Source organism: Aquipuribacter sp. SD81, from assembly GCF_037153975.1.
Lineage (GTDB): Bacteria > Actinomycetota > Actinomycetes > Actinomycetales > JBBAYJ01 > Aquipuribacter.
The window spans coordinates 1-14,860 of the sequence record NZ_JBBAYJ010000023.1; the positions used below are offsets into that span (position 1 = coordinate 1).

Annotated in this window: 14 protein-coding genes; 8 read left to right on the forward strand and 6 right to left on the reverse strand. The window is 74.3% G+C overall.

All coding sequences use genetic code 11. The annotated features are described in order from the left end of the window. Positions 1 to 246: 246 nt before the first annotated feature. The 6 genes from WAA21_RS13785 (at position 247) to rplI (ending at position 5,832) form a co-directional block, all read left to right on the forward strand. Positions 247 to 2,466: a transglycosylase domain-containing protein gene (locus WAA21_RS13785; RefSeq protein ID WP_336923398.1), complete on the forward strand. Its 2,220-nt coding sequence runs from the start codon at positions 247 to 249 to the stop codon at positions 2,464 to 2,466. Continuing rightward, complete coding sequence (locus tag WAA21_RS13790; RefSeq protein ID WP_336923399.1) at positions 2,463 to 3,884, forward strand: hypothetical protein; 1,422 nt, start codon at positions 2,463 to 2,465, stop codon at positions 3,882 to 3,884. Before WAA21_RS13785 ends, WAA21_RS13790 begins: the two co-directional genes overlap by 4 nt. 189 nt (positions 3,885 to 4,073) lie before the next feature. Beyond that, positions 4,074 to 4,364: a 30S ribosomal protein S6 gene (rpsF, locus tag WAA21_RS13795; protein ID WP_336923400.1), complete on the forward strand. Its 291-nt coding sequence runs from the start codon at positions 4,074 to 4,076 to the stop codon at positions 4,362 to 4,364. Positions 4,365 to 4,378: 14 nt separating this feature from the next. Beyond that, on the forward strand, positions 4,379 to 4,984 hold the full coding sequence (locus WAA21_RS13800; protein ID WP_336923401.1) for a single-stranded DNA-binding protein: 606 nt from the start codon (positions 4,379 to 4,381) through the stop codon (positions 4,982 to 4,984). A gap of 141 nt (positions 4,985 to 5,125) precedes the next feature. After that, positions 5,126 to 5,371 carry a 30S ribosomal protein S18 gene (gene rpsR, locus WAA21_RS13805; protein ID WP_336923464.1) on the forward strand — a complete coding sequence of 82 codons (246 nt, stop codon included), beginning with the start codon at positions 5,126 to 5,128 and terminating at the stop codon, positions 5,369 to 5,371. A gap of 14 nt (positions 5,372 to 5,385) precedes the next feature. Continuing rightward, on the forward strand, positions 5,386 to 5,832 hold the full coding sequence (gene rplI / locus WAA21_RS13810; protein ID WP_336923402.1) for a 50S ribosomal protein L9: 447 nt from the start codon (positions 5,386 to 5,388) through the stop codon (positions 5,830 to 5,832). A gap of 117 nt (positions 5,833 to 5,949) precedes the next feature. Here the strand turns inward: rplI and WAA21_RS13815 are convergent, their stop codons facing one another. Beyond that, positions 5,950 to 7,302, reverse strand: a complete 1,353-nt coding sequence (locus WAA21_RS13815) for an MATE family efflux transporter (RefSeq protein WP_336923403.1) — start codon at positions 7,300 to 7,302, stop codon at positions 5,950 to 5,952. Between the two features lie 641 nt (positions 7,303 to 7,943). Between WAA21_RS13815 and WAA21_RS13820 the strand changes: the two genes are divergently transcribed. Continuing rightward, on the forward strand, positions 7,944 to 10,529 hold the full coding sequence (locus WAA21_RS13820; RefSeq protein ID WP_336923465.1) for a replicative DNA helicase: 2,586 nt from the start codon (positions 7,944 to 7,946) through the stop codon (positions 10,527 to 10,529). Between the two features lie 87 nt (positions 10,530 to 10,616). Here WAA21_RS13820 and WAA21_RS13825 read toward each other — a convergent pair whose 3' ends face one another. From WAA21_RS13825 to WAA21_RS13835, 3 genes are all read right to left on the reverse strand, one after another. Next, positions 10,617 to 10,889: a GlsB/YeaQ/YmgE family stress response membrane protein gene (locus tag WAA21_RS13825; RefSeq protein ID WP_336923405.1), complete on the reverse strand. Its 273-nt coding sequence runs from the start codon at positions 10,887 to 10,889 to the stop codon at positions 10,617 to 10,619. A gap of 96 nt (positions 10,890 to 10,985) precedes the next feature. Next, the gene (locus WAA21_RS13830; protein WP_336923406.1) at positions 10,986 to 12,206 is read right to left on the reverse strand and encodes a DUF418 domain-containing protein; all 1,221 of its coding nucleotides are present in this window, start codon (positions 12,204 to 12,206) and stop codon (positions 10,986 to 10,988) included. A 106-nt stretch (positions 12,207 to 12,312) separates the two neighbouring features. Further along, on the reverse strand, positions 12,313 to 13,107 hold the full coding sequence (locus WAA21_RS13835; RefSeq protein WP_336923407.1) for a hypothetical protein: 795 nt from the start codon (positions 13,105 to 13,107) through the stop codon (positions 12,313 to 12,315). Positions 13,108 to 13,211: 104 nt separating this feature from the next. On the opposite strand from WAA21_RS13835, the gene WAA21_RS13840 reads away from it, so the two are divergent. After that, complete coding sequence (locus WAA21_RS13840) at positions 13,212 to 14,228, forward strand: YihY/virulence factor BrkB family protein (protein ID WP_336923408.1); 1,017 nt, start codon at positions 13,212 to 13,214, stop codon at positions 14,226 to 14,228. A gap of 12 nt (positions 14,229 to 14,240) precedes the next feature. Here the strand turns inward: WAA21_RS13840 and vapC are convergent, their stop codons facing one another. Both vapC and WAA21_RS13850 read right to left on the reverse strand, forming a co-directional pair. Further along, positions 14,241 to 14,642: a type II toxin-antitoxin system VapC family toxin gene (vapC, locus tag WAA21_RS13845; protein ID WP_336923409.1), complete on the reverse strand. Its 402-nt coding sequence runs from the start codon at positions 14,640 to 14,642 to the stop codon at positions 14,241 to 14,243. After that, positions 14,639 to 14,842, reverse strand: coding sequence for a type II toxin-antitoxin system VapB family antitoxin (locus WAA21_RS13850; protein WP_336923410.1), 204 nt, complete (start codon positions 14,840 to 14,842; stop codon positions 14,639 to 14,641). Before WAA21_RS13850 ends, vapC begins: the two co-directional genes overlap by 4 nt. Positions 14,843 to 14,860 lie beyond the last annotated feature (18 nt).

Sequence of the window (14,860 nt, forward strand, 5' to 3'; positions counted from 1 at the left end):
GCCGGCGCTGCGGGCGGCGCCCGCGGGGGCGCGGCCGGCGGTGGCTACGGGTCGGGGGGCTACGGGTCGGGGGGCTACGGGTCGGGACGTCCCGCGGGCCCCGGTGGTGGCGGCCGCGCGGGTGGTGCGGGCGGGCCCGGTCGTCCGGGCGGGCCGGGGCGTCCCGGTGGTCGGGCCGGTGGTCCGGGTGGGGCGGGGCGTCCGCCGGCGCGTCCGCGCCGGCACTGGTTCCGCCGGACGCTGCAGGTGCTCGGCATCCTGCTGCTCGTCGCGGTGCTGCTCGGCGCCGCCGCCGTCGGCATCGCCTACGCCCGCACGACGGTCCCCGACCCCAACGAGGCGGTCGGCGCGCAGACCACGACCGTGTACTACGCCGACGGCGAGACGGTGCTCGGCACCTTCGCGGAGATCGACCGCACGATCGTCGAGGGCGAGGGCATCCCCGAGACCGTCAGGCAGGCCGTCGTGGCGGCCGAGGACCGCACGTTCTACGACAACCCGGGCATCAGCCCGACGGGCATCGCGCGCGCCGCGTGGGGCATCGTCAGCGGCGAGCCGGCCGGCGGCGGGTCGACTATCACCCAGCAGTACGTGAAGAACTACTTCCTCACCTCCGACCAGACGGTCCAGCGCAAGGTGCGGGAGATCTTCATCGCGCTCAAGGTCGAGCAGCGCCTGAGCAAGGACCAGATCCTCACCGACTACCTCAACACCGTGTACTTCGGCCGCAACGCCTACGGCATCGAGGCGGCCGCGCAGGCCTACTTCGGGCTGCCCGCGAGCGAGCTCGACCTCGCCCAGGCGTCGCTGCTCGCCGGGCTGCTGCCCGCACCGAACAGCTACGACCCCCGCGTCGACCCCGAGGCGGCGCAGTCGCGGTTCGACTACGTGCGCGAGGGCCTCGTCGCCACCGGCGAGCTCACCCAGGCCGAGGCGGACGCCCTCGAGCTGCCCGAGACCGTCGAGCCCGAGACCTCCTCGCGCTACGAGGGGTCGCGCGGGTACCTGCTCGAGGCGGCCCGCGAGGAGCTCGTCGAGCTCGGCTACCCCGAGAACGAGATCGACACCGGTGGCTACCGGGTCGTCACGACGTTCTCCACCCGGGTCCAGGACGCCGTCGAGGCCGCGGTCGAGAGCGGGCTGCCGAGCGAGGAGGAGCTCGACGGCGAGACGCTGCCGGAGGGGCTGCGCGTCGGCGCGGTGACGATCGACCCGGCCACGGGCGGCGTGCTCGGCATGTACGGCGGGGAGGACCTCACCGAGGAGCGCAACCACGCGACGAAGGACATCCTGCAGGCCGGGTCCACGTTCAAGCCGTTCACGCTCGTGGGCGCGCTGGAGCAGGGCGTGCCGCTGTCGCAGACCTTCGACGGCGACTCGGGCCGGGAGTTCGACGGCTACGACCAGCCGGTGCGGAACTTCGGCGGGATCGACTACGGCACCGTCGACCTCGTCGACGCGACCGCCAACTCCGTCAACACCGCCTACGTCGCGCTCAACTCCGAGATCGGGCCCGAGACGACGGTCGACGTCGCCCTGCGCGCCGGCCTGCCCGAGGACACCGCCGGGCTGGAGCCGTTCCTGTCCAACGTGCTCGGCGCGGCGTCGCCGCGCGTGGTCGACATGGCGCAGGCGTACTCGACCTTCGCGGCGCAGGGCGTGCGGCGGGAGTGGCACACCATCGCCCGGGTCGAGCAGCCGAACGGCGCGGTGGCCTACGAGCCCGACGTCGAGGGCTCCCGGGTCTTCGACGCCGACGTCATGGCCGACGCGACGTACGCCCTCACCCAGGTCGTCGAGCGCGGCTCCGGCGACACGGCGCAGTCGCTCGACCGGCCCGTGGCCGGCAAGACCGGCACGTCCCAGGCCGGCCGCTCGGCCTGGTTCGTCGGGTACACGCCGCAGCTGGTGACCGCGGTCGGCATCTACCAGGTCGACGAGGAGGGGAACCCCGTCAAGATCGAGATCCCGGGCCGCGAGACCACGACGGGCGGCTCCTTCCCGCTCGACATCTGGACCGACCTCATGGCCGCCGCGCTCGAGGGCGAGGAGGTCCTGGACTTCCCCGAGCGCTCGCAGGCCGTGCCGTCGCCCACGCGCGAGTTCTCCCGCGACCCGGCGCCGGAGCCCGAGCCGGAGCCCGTGGACACGGCCCCCGAGCCGGAGGTGGTGACCGAGACGGTGACGGAGGAGCCGACCCCCACGCCGACGCCGACCCCCACCCCCACCCCGACCCCCACGCCGACCGAGACGGCCACGCCGACCACGACCCCCACGCCGACGGAGGACCCGGAGCCCGAGCCGGAGCCCGAGCCGGAGCCGTCCGGCGGTCCCGGTGACGGCGGGGCCGGTGGCGGCGGTGGCGGCGGTGGCGGCGGTGGCGGCGGTGGCGGGGCCGGCGGTGGTGGTGCCGGCGGCGGCGGCGGTGGACGTCCCGCCCCGCCGAGCATCGGTCCCCTGCCGTGAGCGCACCGGTCGTGGCGCCGACCCGTCACGACCCCTTCGCCCGCTGGGCCAGCCGCGTCCTCGGCGGCCCGGCGGGCTCGCGCCTGGCCTCGCCCGCCCACCCGTGGTGGTCGGCGGGGCGCGTGCTCGCCCTCGTCGCGGCGGTGACCGGGGCGCTCGCGCTCGTGCGGCTCGAGCACTGCCGCACGGCCGGGTGGACGACCCCCGGGCAGTTCGTCCACACGTGCTACAGCGACGTCGCCGTGGTCTACGCGACGATCGGGGGCACGCCCGCCGCGGTGCTCGGGCTGGGCGCGGAGGCGGGCGACGGCGTCGGCCAGCCCGCGCTCACGACGTTCCTGCTCGGCCTGGTCGCGCTGGTCGCGGTCCCGGTCGAGCGCGTGGCCGCCGCCGTCGCCCCGGCGGCCGAGGGGGTCGACCTCGGCCCCCGGGTGTTCCTCGACGTGTACGCGGTGCTCGCCGCCGCCGCGCTCGTCGCGCTCGTCCTCGCGGTCGCGCGCCTGGCCGGGTCGCGGCCGTGGGACGCGCTGCTCGTCGCCGTCAGCCCGGTGGTCCTGCTGTCGGGGCTCGTCTCCGCCGACCTCCTCGGCGTCGCCCTCGGGGCGCTGGCGGTGGTGGCGTGGGCGCGGGAGCGCCCCGTGCTCGCCGGTGCGGTGCTGGGGCTCGCGGTCGCCGCCCGCTTCCACGTGGTGCTCGTCGCGCTCGCGCTGCTGCTGCTCGCGCTGCGCGGGCAGCGGGTGCGGGAGGCCGTGACGACCGTGTCGACCGCCGCGTTCACGTGGGCCGTCGTCAACCTGCCCCTCGCGGTGCTCGCGCCACAGGCGTGGACCGCCCCCGCGCGCGGCTGGTGGTCCTCCGACGCCGGCTACGGCTCGCTCATGGTGCTGCCCCGCCTGCTCGCCGACGAGGGCGTCGCGGTGCGGGTCCCGACCGGCGCGCAGACGGCCCTCGCGCAGGCGGTGCTGACCGCGGTCGTCGTCGGGGCCGTCGCGGTGTGGGTGCTGTCGGCCCCGGTGGCCCCCCGCCTGCCGGTCGTCGTGCTCGTCCTCGTCGCCCTCAGCCTGCTGGTGTCGAAGACCGTGCCCGTGCAGGCCTCGCTGTGGCTGCTGCCGTGGGCGGCGCTCGCGGTCCCCCGCTGGCGGGACCACCTGTGGTGGTGGGCGGCCGAGGCCGCGTACGTCGTCGCGGTGTGGCAGTTCCTCGTCGGGCTGTCGCAGTCCGACCGGGCGCTGCCGCCGGGCTTCTACGCCGCGCTGCTCGTCGGGCGCCTCGCCGCCGTCGCGTGGCTCGCCTGGTGCGCGTGGCAGCGCGACCGGCACCCGGCCTCCGACGACGTCCGGCAGGCAGCCGGCGGGGGTGACCCGACCGCCGGTGTCCTCGCCCGCGGGCAGGACCGTCCCCTCGTCCGCTTCACGTAGGCCCGCGACCCGGACCCCGCCGCAGGTGGTACGGGGACCCGCGGCCGTGGCGGTACCATCGAGGCTTGTGCCTCGGGCCCCGCGCCCGGGCCGGACCGCCCTCCGACGGGCACCGGTCGGCACGACGCACGCACCCTCCTGCCACGGATCGCCCGTGGCCGACGAGACCACAGGAGGTGGGTACCTGACATGCGTCAGTACGAACTCATGATCATCCTCGACTCGGACCTCGAGGAGCGCACCGTGGGCCCGAGCCTCGAGCGCTACCTCTCGGTCATCCGCGAGGCGGGCGGCAGCGTCGACGAGGTCGACGTGTGGGGCCGGCGCCGCATGGCCTACCCCATCAACAAGAAGAACGAGGGCATCTACGCCGTCGTCACCATGAAGGCCGAGCCCGCGGCCGCGCTGGAGCTCGACCGCCAGCTCAACCTCAACGAGTCGGTCGTCCGGACGAAGCTCATCCGGCCCGACGCCCGCTGACGAGGAGGACGAGCATGGCCGGAGAGACCATCGTCACCATCGTCGGCAACCTCACCGGCGACCCGGAGCTGCGGTTCACGCCGTCCGGGTCCGCCGTCGCCAACTTCACCGTCGCGAGCACGCCCCGCACGTTCGACCGGCAGTCGAACGAGTGGAAGGACGGCGAGACGCTGTTCATGCGCTGCTCGATCTGGCGGGAGGCCGCCGAGAACGTCGCGGAGTCCCTCACCAAGGGCACGCGCGTCGTCGTCACGGGCCGCATGAAGTCGCGCTCCTTCCAGACCAAGGAGGGCGAGAACCGCACCGTCATCGAGCTGGAGGCCGACGAGATCGGCCCGTCGCTGCGCTACGCGACCGCGAAGGTCAACCGCACCCAGCGCGGGGGCGGCGGCTTCGGCGGCGGCCAGCAGGGCGGCGGCCAGGGCGGCCAGGGAGGCTGGTCCGGCGGCGGTCAGGGCGGTCAGGGCGGTCAGGGCGGCCAGCAGGGCGGCCAGGGCGGCTGGTCCGGCGGCGGTCAGGGCGGCCAGCAGGGCGGCGGTCAGGGCGGCTACGCCGACCCGTGGGCGACCGGCCCGGCGGCCGGTGGCTACGCCGGCGGGGACGACGAGCCCCCCTTCTGACCGAACCGTGACCTCGCACCGTCGGCCCGCGGGCCGACGGCACCCGGCGGCCGAGGCCGTCACCCCGGCCCGAGGGCCGGCCGAGAGAACTGACACGGCGCGCACGCGCGCCGGGTACCCGAACCGAGACGAGGAGTGATCGTGGCTGCCGCCAAGAAGCCGGTGCTGCGCAAGCCCAAGAAGAAGCTGAACCCGCTGAAGACCGCGGGTGTCGACTACATCGACTACAAGGACACCGCCCTGCTGCGGAAGTTCATCTCCGACCGGGGCAAGATCCGCGCCCGCCGGGTCACGGGTGTGACGGTGCAGCAGCAGCGTCAGATCGCCCAGGCCATCAAGAACGCGCGCGAGATGGCGCTGCTGCCGTACTCGAGCTCCGGTCGCTGAGGGAGGACCCCGAGATGAAGCTCATCCTCACCCAGGAGGTCGACGGGCTCGGCGAGCCCGGCGACGTCGTCGAGGTCAAGGACGGCTACGGCCGCAACTTCCTCCTGCCCCGCAGCCTCGCCACGCCGTGGACCAAGGGCGGCGAGGCGCAGGTCACCGCCATCCAGCGGGCCCGTCGTTCGCGCGAGATCGCGAGCGTGGAGGAGGCGCAGACCGTCCGCGCCCGCCTGCAGGAGACCCCCGTGCAGCTGCAGGCCAAGGCCGGCGCGAGCGGCCGCCTGTTCGGCGCCGTCACGCCCGCCGACGTCGCCACGGCCCTCGAGGCCGCGGGCGCGCCGTCGGTGGACCGCCGCAAGGTCGTGATCGGCCAGCCGATCAAGTCCCTCGGCAGCTACACGGTGCAGGTGCGCCTGCACCCCGACGTCACCGCGAGCGTGGACGTCGAGGTCGTCGCCGGCTGACGTCGGCACGCGCCCCACGGAGGAGGGCGGTCCGCTGCGGCGGGCCGCCCTCCGCCGTCTCCGGGTGCGCGTGGAGCGGGTTCGAGGTGGGTTCGGGGCGGGTCGGGTTCGGTCCGGTCACCCGGCGCCGAGCACGAGCCAGCCGTCGGAGCGGGCCCGCAGCCCGAGCGTGACGGCCCGGGCGGCCATGTAGCCGCCGGCGAAGGCGACCCACAGCAGGACCAGCCCGACCGTCCCCCGAAGCCCGGCCAGCGGCACGACCGCGAGGAGGGGCGCGTAGGCGAGCAGCGCGAGGACGCCCGCCCGGGCGAGGTAGGCGCCGTCCCCCGCACCGATGAGCACGCCGTCGAGCACGAACACGTAGCCCGCGAGCGGTGCGGTGGCGCCGACCACGAGCAGGCCGGCGGTGATGCCGGCGCGGACGTCGGCGGAGTCGCTGAACAGCCACGGCAGCACCGGGGAGGCCGCGGCCACGAGCCCGCCGAGGACGGCGCCGCCACCGACCCCCCACCGCACCATGAGACGGGTCGTCGCCCGCGTGCCCTCGGCGTCGCCCGCCCCGAGGCTGCGGCCGGTGAGCGCCTGCGCCGCGATGGCGAGCGCGTCGAGGGCGAAGGCCCCGAACGTCCAGCACGTGAAGACGACCTGGTGCGCCGCCAGCGAGGGGGCGCCGGTCGTGGCGGCCACGGCGACGGTCGCGAGCAGCGCGCCGCGCAGGGTCACCGTCCGCAGCAGCAGCGGGACCCCGCCTCGGGCGGCGGCGAGGACGCCCGCGCCGTGCGGGCGCAGCGGTGCGTCGTGCCGTCGGGCCCCGCGGACCACGAGGACGACGAGCCACAGGGCCATCGTCGACTGGGCCACCACCGTGCCCCAGGCGGAGCCGGCGATGCCGAGCGCGGGCAGGGGACCGGGCCCGTGCACGAGCACGAGGGACAGGACCGCGTTCCACGTGAAACCGACCGCCGCGACCACGAGCGGGGTGCGGGTGTCCTGCAGGCCCCGCAGCACGCCGGTGGCGGCGAGGACGAGCAGCATCGCCGGCACGCCGGCCATCGACACGGCGAGGTAGGTCCTCGCCTCGGCCGCGACGCCGTCGGCGACGCCGAAGGCCGCGACCACGGTCGGTGTGGCGAGGGCGCCGACGACCGCCACGACGAGACCGGTGCCGAGCGCGAGCCAGCACCCGTCGACACCGACGGCGAGCGCGCGGCGGAGCTCACCCGCCCCCAGGCGGCGTGCGACCGATGCGGTCGTGCCGTAGGCGAGGACGACGAAGAGGCCGACGAGCGTCGACAGCACGGCGGAGGCGACGCCGAGCCCGGCGAGGGACTCGGTCCCGAGCGCGCCGACGATCGCGGTGTCCGTGAGGAGGAACAGCGGCTCGACGACGAGGGCGCCGAGCGCGGGGACGGCGAGGGCGAGGACCTCGCGCGGACCGGCGGCGGGCGGCGCGGGCACGGGGCCGGGCACCGGCTGACCAGCGGTTGTCTCGGGCGGGGGCACGGTCGTCGGCTCTCGTCGTCGGACGGTGTGGACAGCGTGTGGACAACGGACGGGCCGACACCGGGCGCCGCAGGTCGGCGACCGGGCGATTCTGCCGCACACCGCGTGCCGCTCCTCCGCGCCCGAGGCGTGGACACGCGCCGTCCACCGCGCCACGAGTTTTCCTCCACACCCCCGGTGGGGGTGTTCCTGCTGGTCAGAGCGTTGATCGTCGCAGAAGTCGCGAGCGCGCCGGTGTGTCGTCCACAGAGCCGTCCACAGAGGTGGACAACGCGGCCTGCGGTTGCGCTGCACGGTCGTCCGGCCGTCCCCAGACCGTCCACAGGCCCTGTGCACGACGGGCTTGGCGCGTCGCGGTGCGGCCCCCTAGCGTCGCGCCCCGGACCACCTCGGAGCGAGGGCGTCGTGGGGGTCGCCGGCCTCCGCACGACCATGTGTCCGGGGGAAGGCGTAGACCGGAGGGCGACACGCGGACGGTCGTCGCGAGACGGCCGAGGGCGACGGGGGCACCCCCGGGGAGGGATGGGGACGTGAGCATCGCGGAGACGCCGGTCGACCTGGAGCACGGGCGTCCGGGGGCGCAGTCCGGTCCCAGCGGGCTGGAGCGGATGCCGCCGCAGGACGTGATGGCCGAGCAGTGCGCGCTGGGCGCGATGCTGCTGAGCAAGGACGCCGTCGCCGACGTCAGCGAGGTGCTCAAGGGCCTCGACTTCTACCGTCCCGCGCACGAGATGATCTACGAGGCGGTCATCGACCTCTTCGGGCGCGGCGAGCCGGCCGACCCCGTCACCGTCGCCGACGTCCTCGGTCGGCGCGGCGAGCTCAACCGGGTCGGAGGGGCGCCGTACCTGCACACCCTCGTCGCGACCGTCCCCACCGCGGCGTCGGCGGCGTACTACGCCCGCATCGTCCGCGACAAGGCCGTCCTGCGCCGCCTCGTCGAGGCCGGCACGAAGATCGCCGGCCTGGGCTACGCCGGGGAGGGCGGCGAGGTCGACGACATCGTCAACCAGGCGCAGGCCGAGGTGTACGCCGTCACCGAGCGGCAGTCGCGGGACGACTACCGGCCGCTGTCGGAGGTCATGCAGGACACCGTCACCGAGCTGGAGGAGATGGAGTCCCGCCCCGACGGCATGCACGGCGTGCCGACGGGTTTCCGCGACTTCGACCAGCTGACGAACGGGCTGCAGGCGGGCCAGATGATCGTCGTGGCGGCGAGGCCGGCTGTAGGGAAGTCGACGCTGGGACTAGATGTTGCGCGTGCGGCGGCCATCCACCACAACATGGCGACCGTCATCTTCAGCCTGGAGATGAGCCGGACCGAGATCACGACCCGGCTCATCTCGGCCGAGGCGGGCATCAAGCTGCAGGCGCTGCGCACGGGCAAGCTGCAGGACAGCGACTGGCAGAAGATCGCCCGCGTCCTCGGTCAGAGCAACGACGCCCCGCTGTTCATCGACGACAGCCCCAACATGTCCCTGCCGGAGATCAGGGCCAAGTGCCGCCGGCTCAAGCAGCAGCACGACCTGCGCCTCATCGTCGTCGACTACCTGCAGCTCATGACCTCCGGCAAGCGCGTCGAGTCGCGGCAGCAGGAGGTGAGCGAGTTCTCCCGCGCGCTCAAGCTGCTGGCCAAGGAGCTCGAGGTGCCGCTCATCGCCATCAGCCAGCTGAACCGTGGCCCTGAGCAGCGCACCGACAAGAAGCCGCAGATGTCCGACCTGCGCGAGTCCGGCTGCCTCACCGCGGACACGAAGGTGCTGCGCGCCGACACGGGCGCCGAGACGACGATGGGAGAGCTGTACGCCTCCGGGGCGACCGACGTCCCGGTGTGGTCGCTCGACGAGTCGCTCCGCTACGTCACGCGCCACCTCACCCACGTCTTCCCCACCGGTACGCGCGAGGTGTTCCGCCTGCGCCTGGCGTCGGGCAAGGAGGTGCGCGCGACGGCCAACCACCCCTTCATGGCCTACGAGGGCTGGACCGCCCTCGGTGACCTGCGCCCGGGCTCGCGCGTCGCCGTCCCCCGACACGTCCCGGCGCCGTCGCTCGTGACGGCGTGGGACGACCGCGAGGTGGTCCTGCTCGCCCACCTGCTCGGCGACGGGTCGTTCGTGCGGAGGCAGCCGCTGCGCTACGCGAGCGTCGACGAGGCCAATCTCGCCGCCGTCACCGACGCGGCGACCCACTTCGGCATCAGCGCGGTGCGGGACGACCACCCGTCCGCCCGGTGCACCAGCCTGCGCCTGCCCTCTCCTTACCGCCTCACGCACGGTCGCCGGAACCCGGTCGCGCAGTGGCTCGACGGGCTGGGGCTGTTCGGGCTGCGCTCGCACGAGAAGTTCGTGCCCGCAGCCGTCCACCAGCTGCCCAAACGACAGATCGCCCTCTTCCTGCGCCACCTGTGGGCCACGGACGGCTCCGTGACCGTCCAGCGCGACGGGCGCGGGGGCCGCGTCTACTACGCGTCCACGAGCCGGGACCTCGTGGACGGGGTGTCGCGGCTCCTCCTGCGGTTCGGCATCTCGACCCGGCTCCGTACGGCCACCCGCAAGGGGACCTACCGACAGCTGTGGACCCTCGACGTCTCGGGAGTGGACGAGCAGCGCCGCTTCCTGCAGGAGATCGGTGTCCACGGCGACCGGGGCGAGAACGCGCGGCGTCTGCTGTCCATCGTGCGCGACCGTCCGGGCAACCCGAACGTGGACACCGTGCCCCGCCAGGTGTGGGACGACGTCCGCGAGGTGCTCGCCGAGAAGGGCATGACGCACCGTCAGTTCGCGGCGGCGATGGGCACGCAGTTCTGCGGCAGCGGGCTGTGGAAGCACGCCCCGTCCCGGCAGCGCCTCGCCCGGGTGGCGGAGCTCCTCGACAGCGCGGAGCTCGAGATCTACGCCGTCAACGACCTGCTGTGGGACGAGGTCGTGGAGATCGAGAGCGACGGGGTGGAGCCGGTCTTCGACGCGACCGTCGTGGGCAAGCACAACTTCGTCGCCAACGGCGTCGCGGTCCACAACAGCATCGAGCAGGACGCGGACATGGTCGTGCTCCTGCACCGCGAGGACGCCTACGACAAGGACGTGAGACCGGGCGAGGCCGACTTCATCGTGGCCAAGCACCGCAACGGCCCGACCGACACGATCACCGTGGTGTTCCAGGGGCACTACTCGCGCTTCATGGACATGGCGCACTGACGCTGCGCCGTCGCGCCGGCCGTCGGTGGGCCGGACGCACGAGGCCCCGGTGACCGAGTGGTCACCGGGGCCTTCGAGCGGGGCGGGTCAGACGCGCGAGGAGCGGCGACCCACCACGAGGCGGTAGATGAAGAGGAGGATCAGCGCGCCGACGATGGCGGAGATCCACGTGGCGAAGCTGAAGAAGCTGTCGTTGACGTCGACGTTGAAGAGCGCGGAGGCGAGGAAGCCACCGAGCAGCGCGCCGACGATGCCGATGATGATCGTGACGATGATGCCGCCCGGGTCCTTGCCGGGCATGATCGCCTTCGCGATCAGGCCGGCGATGAGACCGAGGACGATCCAACCGATGATTCCCACGTGAGTTCTCCTTGCGACGGGGTCCCCGTCGCGTCAGGTCGACGGGGTGGCGCGTACGCCGCGGTCTGAGTACCCCCTGGGTGTCCGGTGAAAACCTCAGGGCCGGACGGGTGCCGTCCCGTCACCCCCCGCTGACCTGCGGGAGCCGTAGGTGAGCCGGCGCAGCAGCCGCTCGGCGGGTCCGGGGTCGCCGGCGCGCTCGAGGACGACGGCGACGACGAGCGTCACGACGTAGACCCCGACGGCGACCGTGGAGACGGTCGCCGTCCCCGCGCCGTCGGCGAGCCCGAGCGCCCACGGCGGCAGCAGGACGGTGAAGAGCACCGACTGCAGGAGGTAGCACGTGAGCGAGCGCCGACCGACGGCGACGAGGGCGCCCGGCAGCCCGCCGGGGCGCGGCCCGGCCGGACGGCGGCCGGCCCACCACGCGACCGCCGCCACGAAGGCCACCGCACCGACGAGACCGCTGAGGCCGTGGACCGTCGCCAGCAGCAGGTCCCAGCCGGTGGCGAGGTCGACGGCACCGGTCGCCGCGAGCACCAGCGGGACAGCGCCGAGCACGCTGACCGGGAAGCCGACGAGCACGAGGCGCCGTAGCAGCGGCAGGTGCTCCTGGGGACGCTCCAGCACCCGGCGCCGCGCGAGGAGGATGCCGACGACGGCGGGCGGTACGAGGGCCGCCACGACGAAGGGTGCCGTCGAGACCGTGCTCACGAGCGTGAGCAGGCGCCACACCGCGTCGCCCACGACGGTGCCCTGCCGCAGCGGGCCGGGCAGGTCCTGGTCGAGCGCACCGCCGAGGCCGTCGAGCGCGGACAGGCCCGCGAGGGCGACGAGGCACGACCAGCCGAGCACCTTCAACCGCGCGTCGCTCCAGCGCACGACCCACACGAGCATCAGCCCGAGCAGGCCGTAGCTCAGCAGGATGTCGCCGAAGAACAGCAGCAGCATGTGCGCCGCCCCGAAGACCGCCAGCCACAGGCTGCGGCGCAGCAGCACCGCGCGCGCCTCCGGCCACGGCAGCTGCTGGGCCGCCATGCGCCGCAGCAGCAGCACGAAGCCGTAGGCGAACAGCAGCGTGAACATCGGGAAGGCGCGGTTGTCGACGAGCAGGCCGACCACCGTGTCGACGGCCCGGTCGGCGGCCGAGCCGTCCACGGGCTTGCCGAGCGGCCCGATGTCGCGGCCCGGCAGCCACACGACGCAGTTCGCCAGGGCGATGCCGAGCAGCGCCACACCCCGGGCGAGGTCAGGCGCGAGCAGGCGGTCACGGGTCTCGACGGGCCCGGGACGTGGCGGGGAGGCAGGCACGCTCACCCGGGCACCGTGCCACAGCGACGGTCCGCACCCGCACGCGGACGACCGCACGGGGACGTCCGCTGCGACCGCGTCCGCCGCGACCGGCGGCCCGGGGCGGGCTGGCTCAGACCGGCGGGCTCACCGTGGTGGCGACCAGCACGAGGACGAGCAGCCCCCACCAGCCGTTCAGGCGGAACCGCGCCGGAGCGCCGGGTCGTGGCTCGCGGCCGGCCCAGGACCCGACGAGCAGCTGCAGGAGCGGCCCGACGGGTGGCAGGAGCAGCAGCCAGAACCAGCCCCAGCGCGTCCCGCGCCTCGGCGGCGGGCCGTTGCCGACCAGCAGCATGTGGCCGAACCACGCGACGGCGACACCGGCGGCCGGCCACCCGCCGACCACGAACACAGCAGGGTCGAGCAGCGGCACCGCGGCCGCGCCGGGGACCACGTCGAGGCCGTAGCCGAGGACCCCGGCGCCGCCGGTCGGCTGCGGCAGCCGGCGCACCTCCACGCCTGGGTCGGCGGCGCGCACCCGGTCGGCGAGGTCGACCGTCGACACCTGCCCGTCGGCACCCACGTCGTCGACCGACGTGCCCCGCACGAGCACCTGCTGGGTGACGCTCGTCCCCAGGCCGTCGCGCCAGCGCGCCGTCTGCGTCGCCCAGCCGGTCGAGTCCTCGGCCAGCCCGCCGGTGACCTCGACGACCTCGACCCGGCCGGCCTCGACGGCCGACAGGAGCCCGGCCACGCTCGTCCCGCGCTCGCCGACGACCGGGAGCGCGAGCAGCACAGCGGTCCACCACACGAGCAGGACGACGTGCAGCAGCCGGGGCAGACCGGCCGCGCGACGTGGCCGACGGCCCACCGTCCCGACCCGGTCCGACCCCGCTGTCCTGTCGAGCCGTCGTTCCAGAGCGTCCACGCCGTCCCCTCCCGCGTCGCGCCAGGAGCGCACCGTACGCGCCGGGGCGGCCCCGTGGCCACGAACTGGCATGGCCGGTGCCCGGGCGGGGTACGCCCGCTCCCATGAGCAGGACGACACGCGACGGCAGCCGCACCATCGACGTCCGGGACGGGGCGAGGCAGCCCGGCGCCGACGCGTCCTCGCCGCGGGAGATCCCGAAGGCGGGCTGGAAGCAGGTGCTGAAGCGCGCGTGGGCGGAGAACAAGGCCGACAACGTGCCCATGCTCGCCGGGGGTGTCGCGTTCTTCGCGTTCCTGTCGCTGTTCCCGGCGCTCATCGCCCTCATCACGATCTGGGGCCTGGTCGTGACGCCGGACCGAGCCGCCCAGCAGGCGGAGAACCTCACGGAGGGGCTGCCGGGCGGGGCGAGCGACATCATCACGACGCAGATGGAGAACGTCGCGAGCCAGCAGAGCGGCGGGCTCGGCATCGGCCTCGTCGTCTCCGTCCTGCTCGCCCTGTGGTCGGCCTCCGGGGGCACGGCGAACCTCATCAAGGCGGTCAACGTCGCCTACGACGAGGAGGAGACGCGCGGCTTCGTCAAGCTGCGCGGCCTCGCCCTGCTGCTCACCCTCGGCGCGATCGTCTTCGTCATCCTGTCGGTCGGGCTCGTCGCGGTCGTGCCGCCGGTGCTCGACTCGCTCGGGCTCGGGATCGTGGGGACGGTCCTCGCCCAGGTCGTCCGCTGGGTCCTGCTCGTCGCGCTCGTCGCCGTCGCCCTCGCCGTGGTCTACCGCTTCGCCCCCGACCGCGACGACCCGAAGCTGACGTGGGCCTCGCTCGGTGCGGTCGTCGCGACCGTCCTGTGGGTGCTCGGCAGCATCGCCTTCAGCCTCTACGTGTCGAACTTCGGCAGCTACAACGAGACGTACGGCGCCATCGCGGGTGTCGCGATCCTCCTGCTGTTCCTCTACCTCACCGCCTTCATCGTGCTGCTCGGCGCGGAGGTCAACGCCGAGACCGAGCGCCAGACGATGCGCGACACGACCGTCGGCCCGGAGCGCCCCATGGGTGAGCGGGACGCGGACGCCGCCGACACGAAGCCCGCCGACAAGGAGCAGGAGCGCGTCCAGCACTGAGCCGTCCGCGTCTCACGGCTCCTCGAGCACGAGGGGGAGCACCGTGGTCATGCGCCGGAAGTCGGCGTCGGCGGTCAGCAGGCGCGATCCCGTGCGCATCGCCACGCAGGTGATGAGGCAGTCCCTGAGTCCGTGCGGGGTGATCCCGCGGCGGCGACACGTGCGGTAGACGGTCGCGGCTCCCTCGAAGTCGGCCGCAGGCTCGACCGGAAGCAGGCGCACCGACAGGAGCAGGCTCCGCAACCGTCGCGCCGCGGTGTCGCTGCGAGCCCCCGCCAGGACCTCCATGAGCACCGGCTCGGTCGTCGCGAGCTCGTCCGGACGGTCGCGCAGCAGGTGCACGAGGTGCTCGTCGGTCGGGCTGCCGGTCGCGCGGTCGAAGTCCACCCACGCCGAGGTGTCGACGAGGATCACGCGTGAGGGACCGGGTCCTCTGCCGGGACGTCGTCGATGTCGCGCGCACCGTGCCGGCCGAGTGCCTCGTCGATCGTCAGCGGCTGGCCGGACAGGTACGTGAGGGCGATGTCGACCGCCTCGGTCTTGGTGCTCAGCCCGTACCGGCGCATGACGGCGCGGACCTTCGCCTCGTCGAGGTCGATGTTCGTGCGCGCCATGACCGCACGATACACCAG

Coding starts and splice junctions, on each gene's coding strand:
- rpsF (WP_336923400.1), top strand. CDS start 4,074: ATGCGTCAGTACGAACTCATGATCATCCTCGACTCGGACCTCGAGGAG.
- WAA21_RS13800 (WP_336923401.1), top strand. CDS start 4,379: ATGGCCGGAGAGACCATCGTCACCATCGTCGGCAACCTCACCGGCGAC.
- rplI (WP_336923402.1), top strand. CDS start 5,386: ATGAAGCTCATCCTCACCCAGGAGGTCGACGGGCTCGGCGAGCCCGGC.
- WAA21_RS13820 (WP_336923465.1), top strand. CDS start 7,944: ATGCCGCCGCAGGACGTGATGGCCGAGCAGTGCGCGCTGGGCGCGATG.
- WAA21_RS13840 (WP_336923408.1), top strand. CDS start 13,212: ATGAGCAGGACGACACGCGACGGCAGCCGCACCATCGACGTCCGGGAC.
- WAA21_RS13850 (WP_336923410.1), bottom strand. CDS start 14,842: ATGGCGCGCACGAACATCGACCTCGACGAGGCGAAGGTCCGCGCCGTC.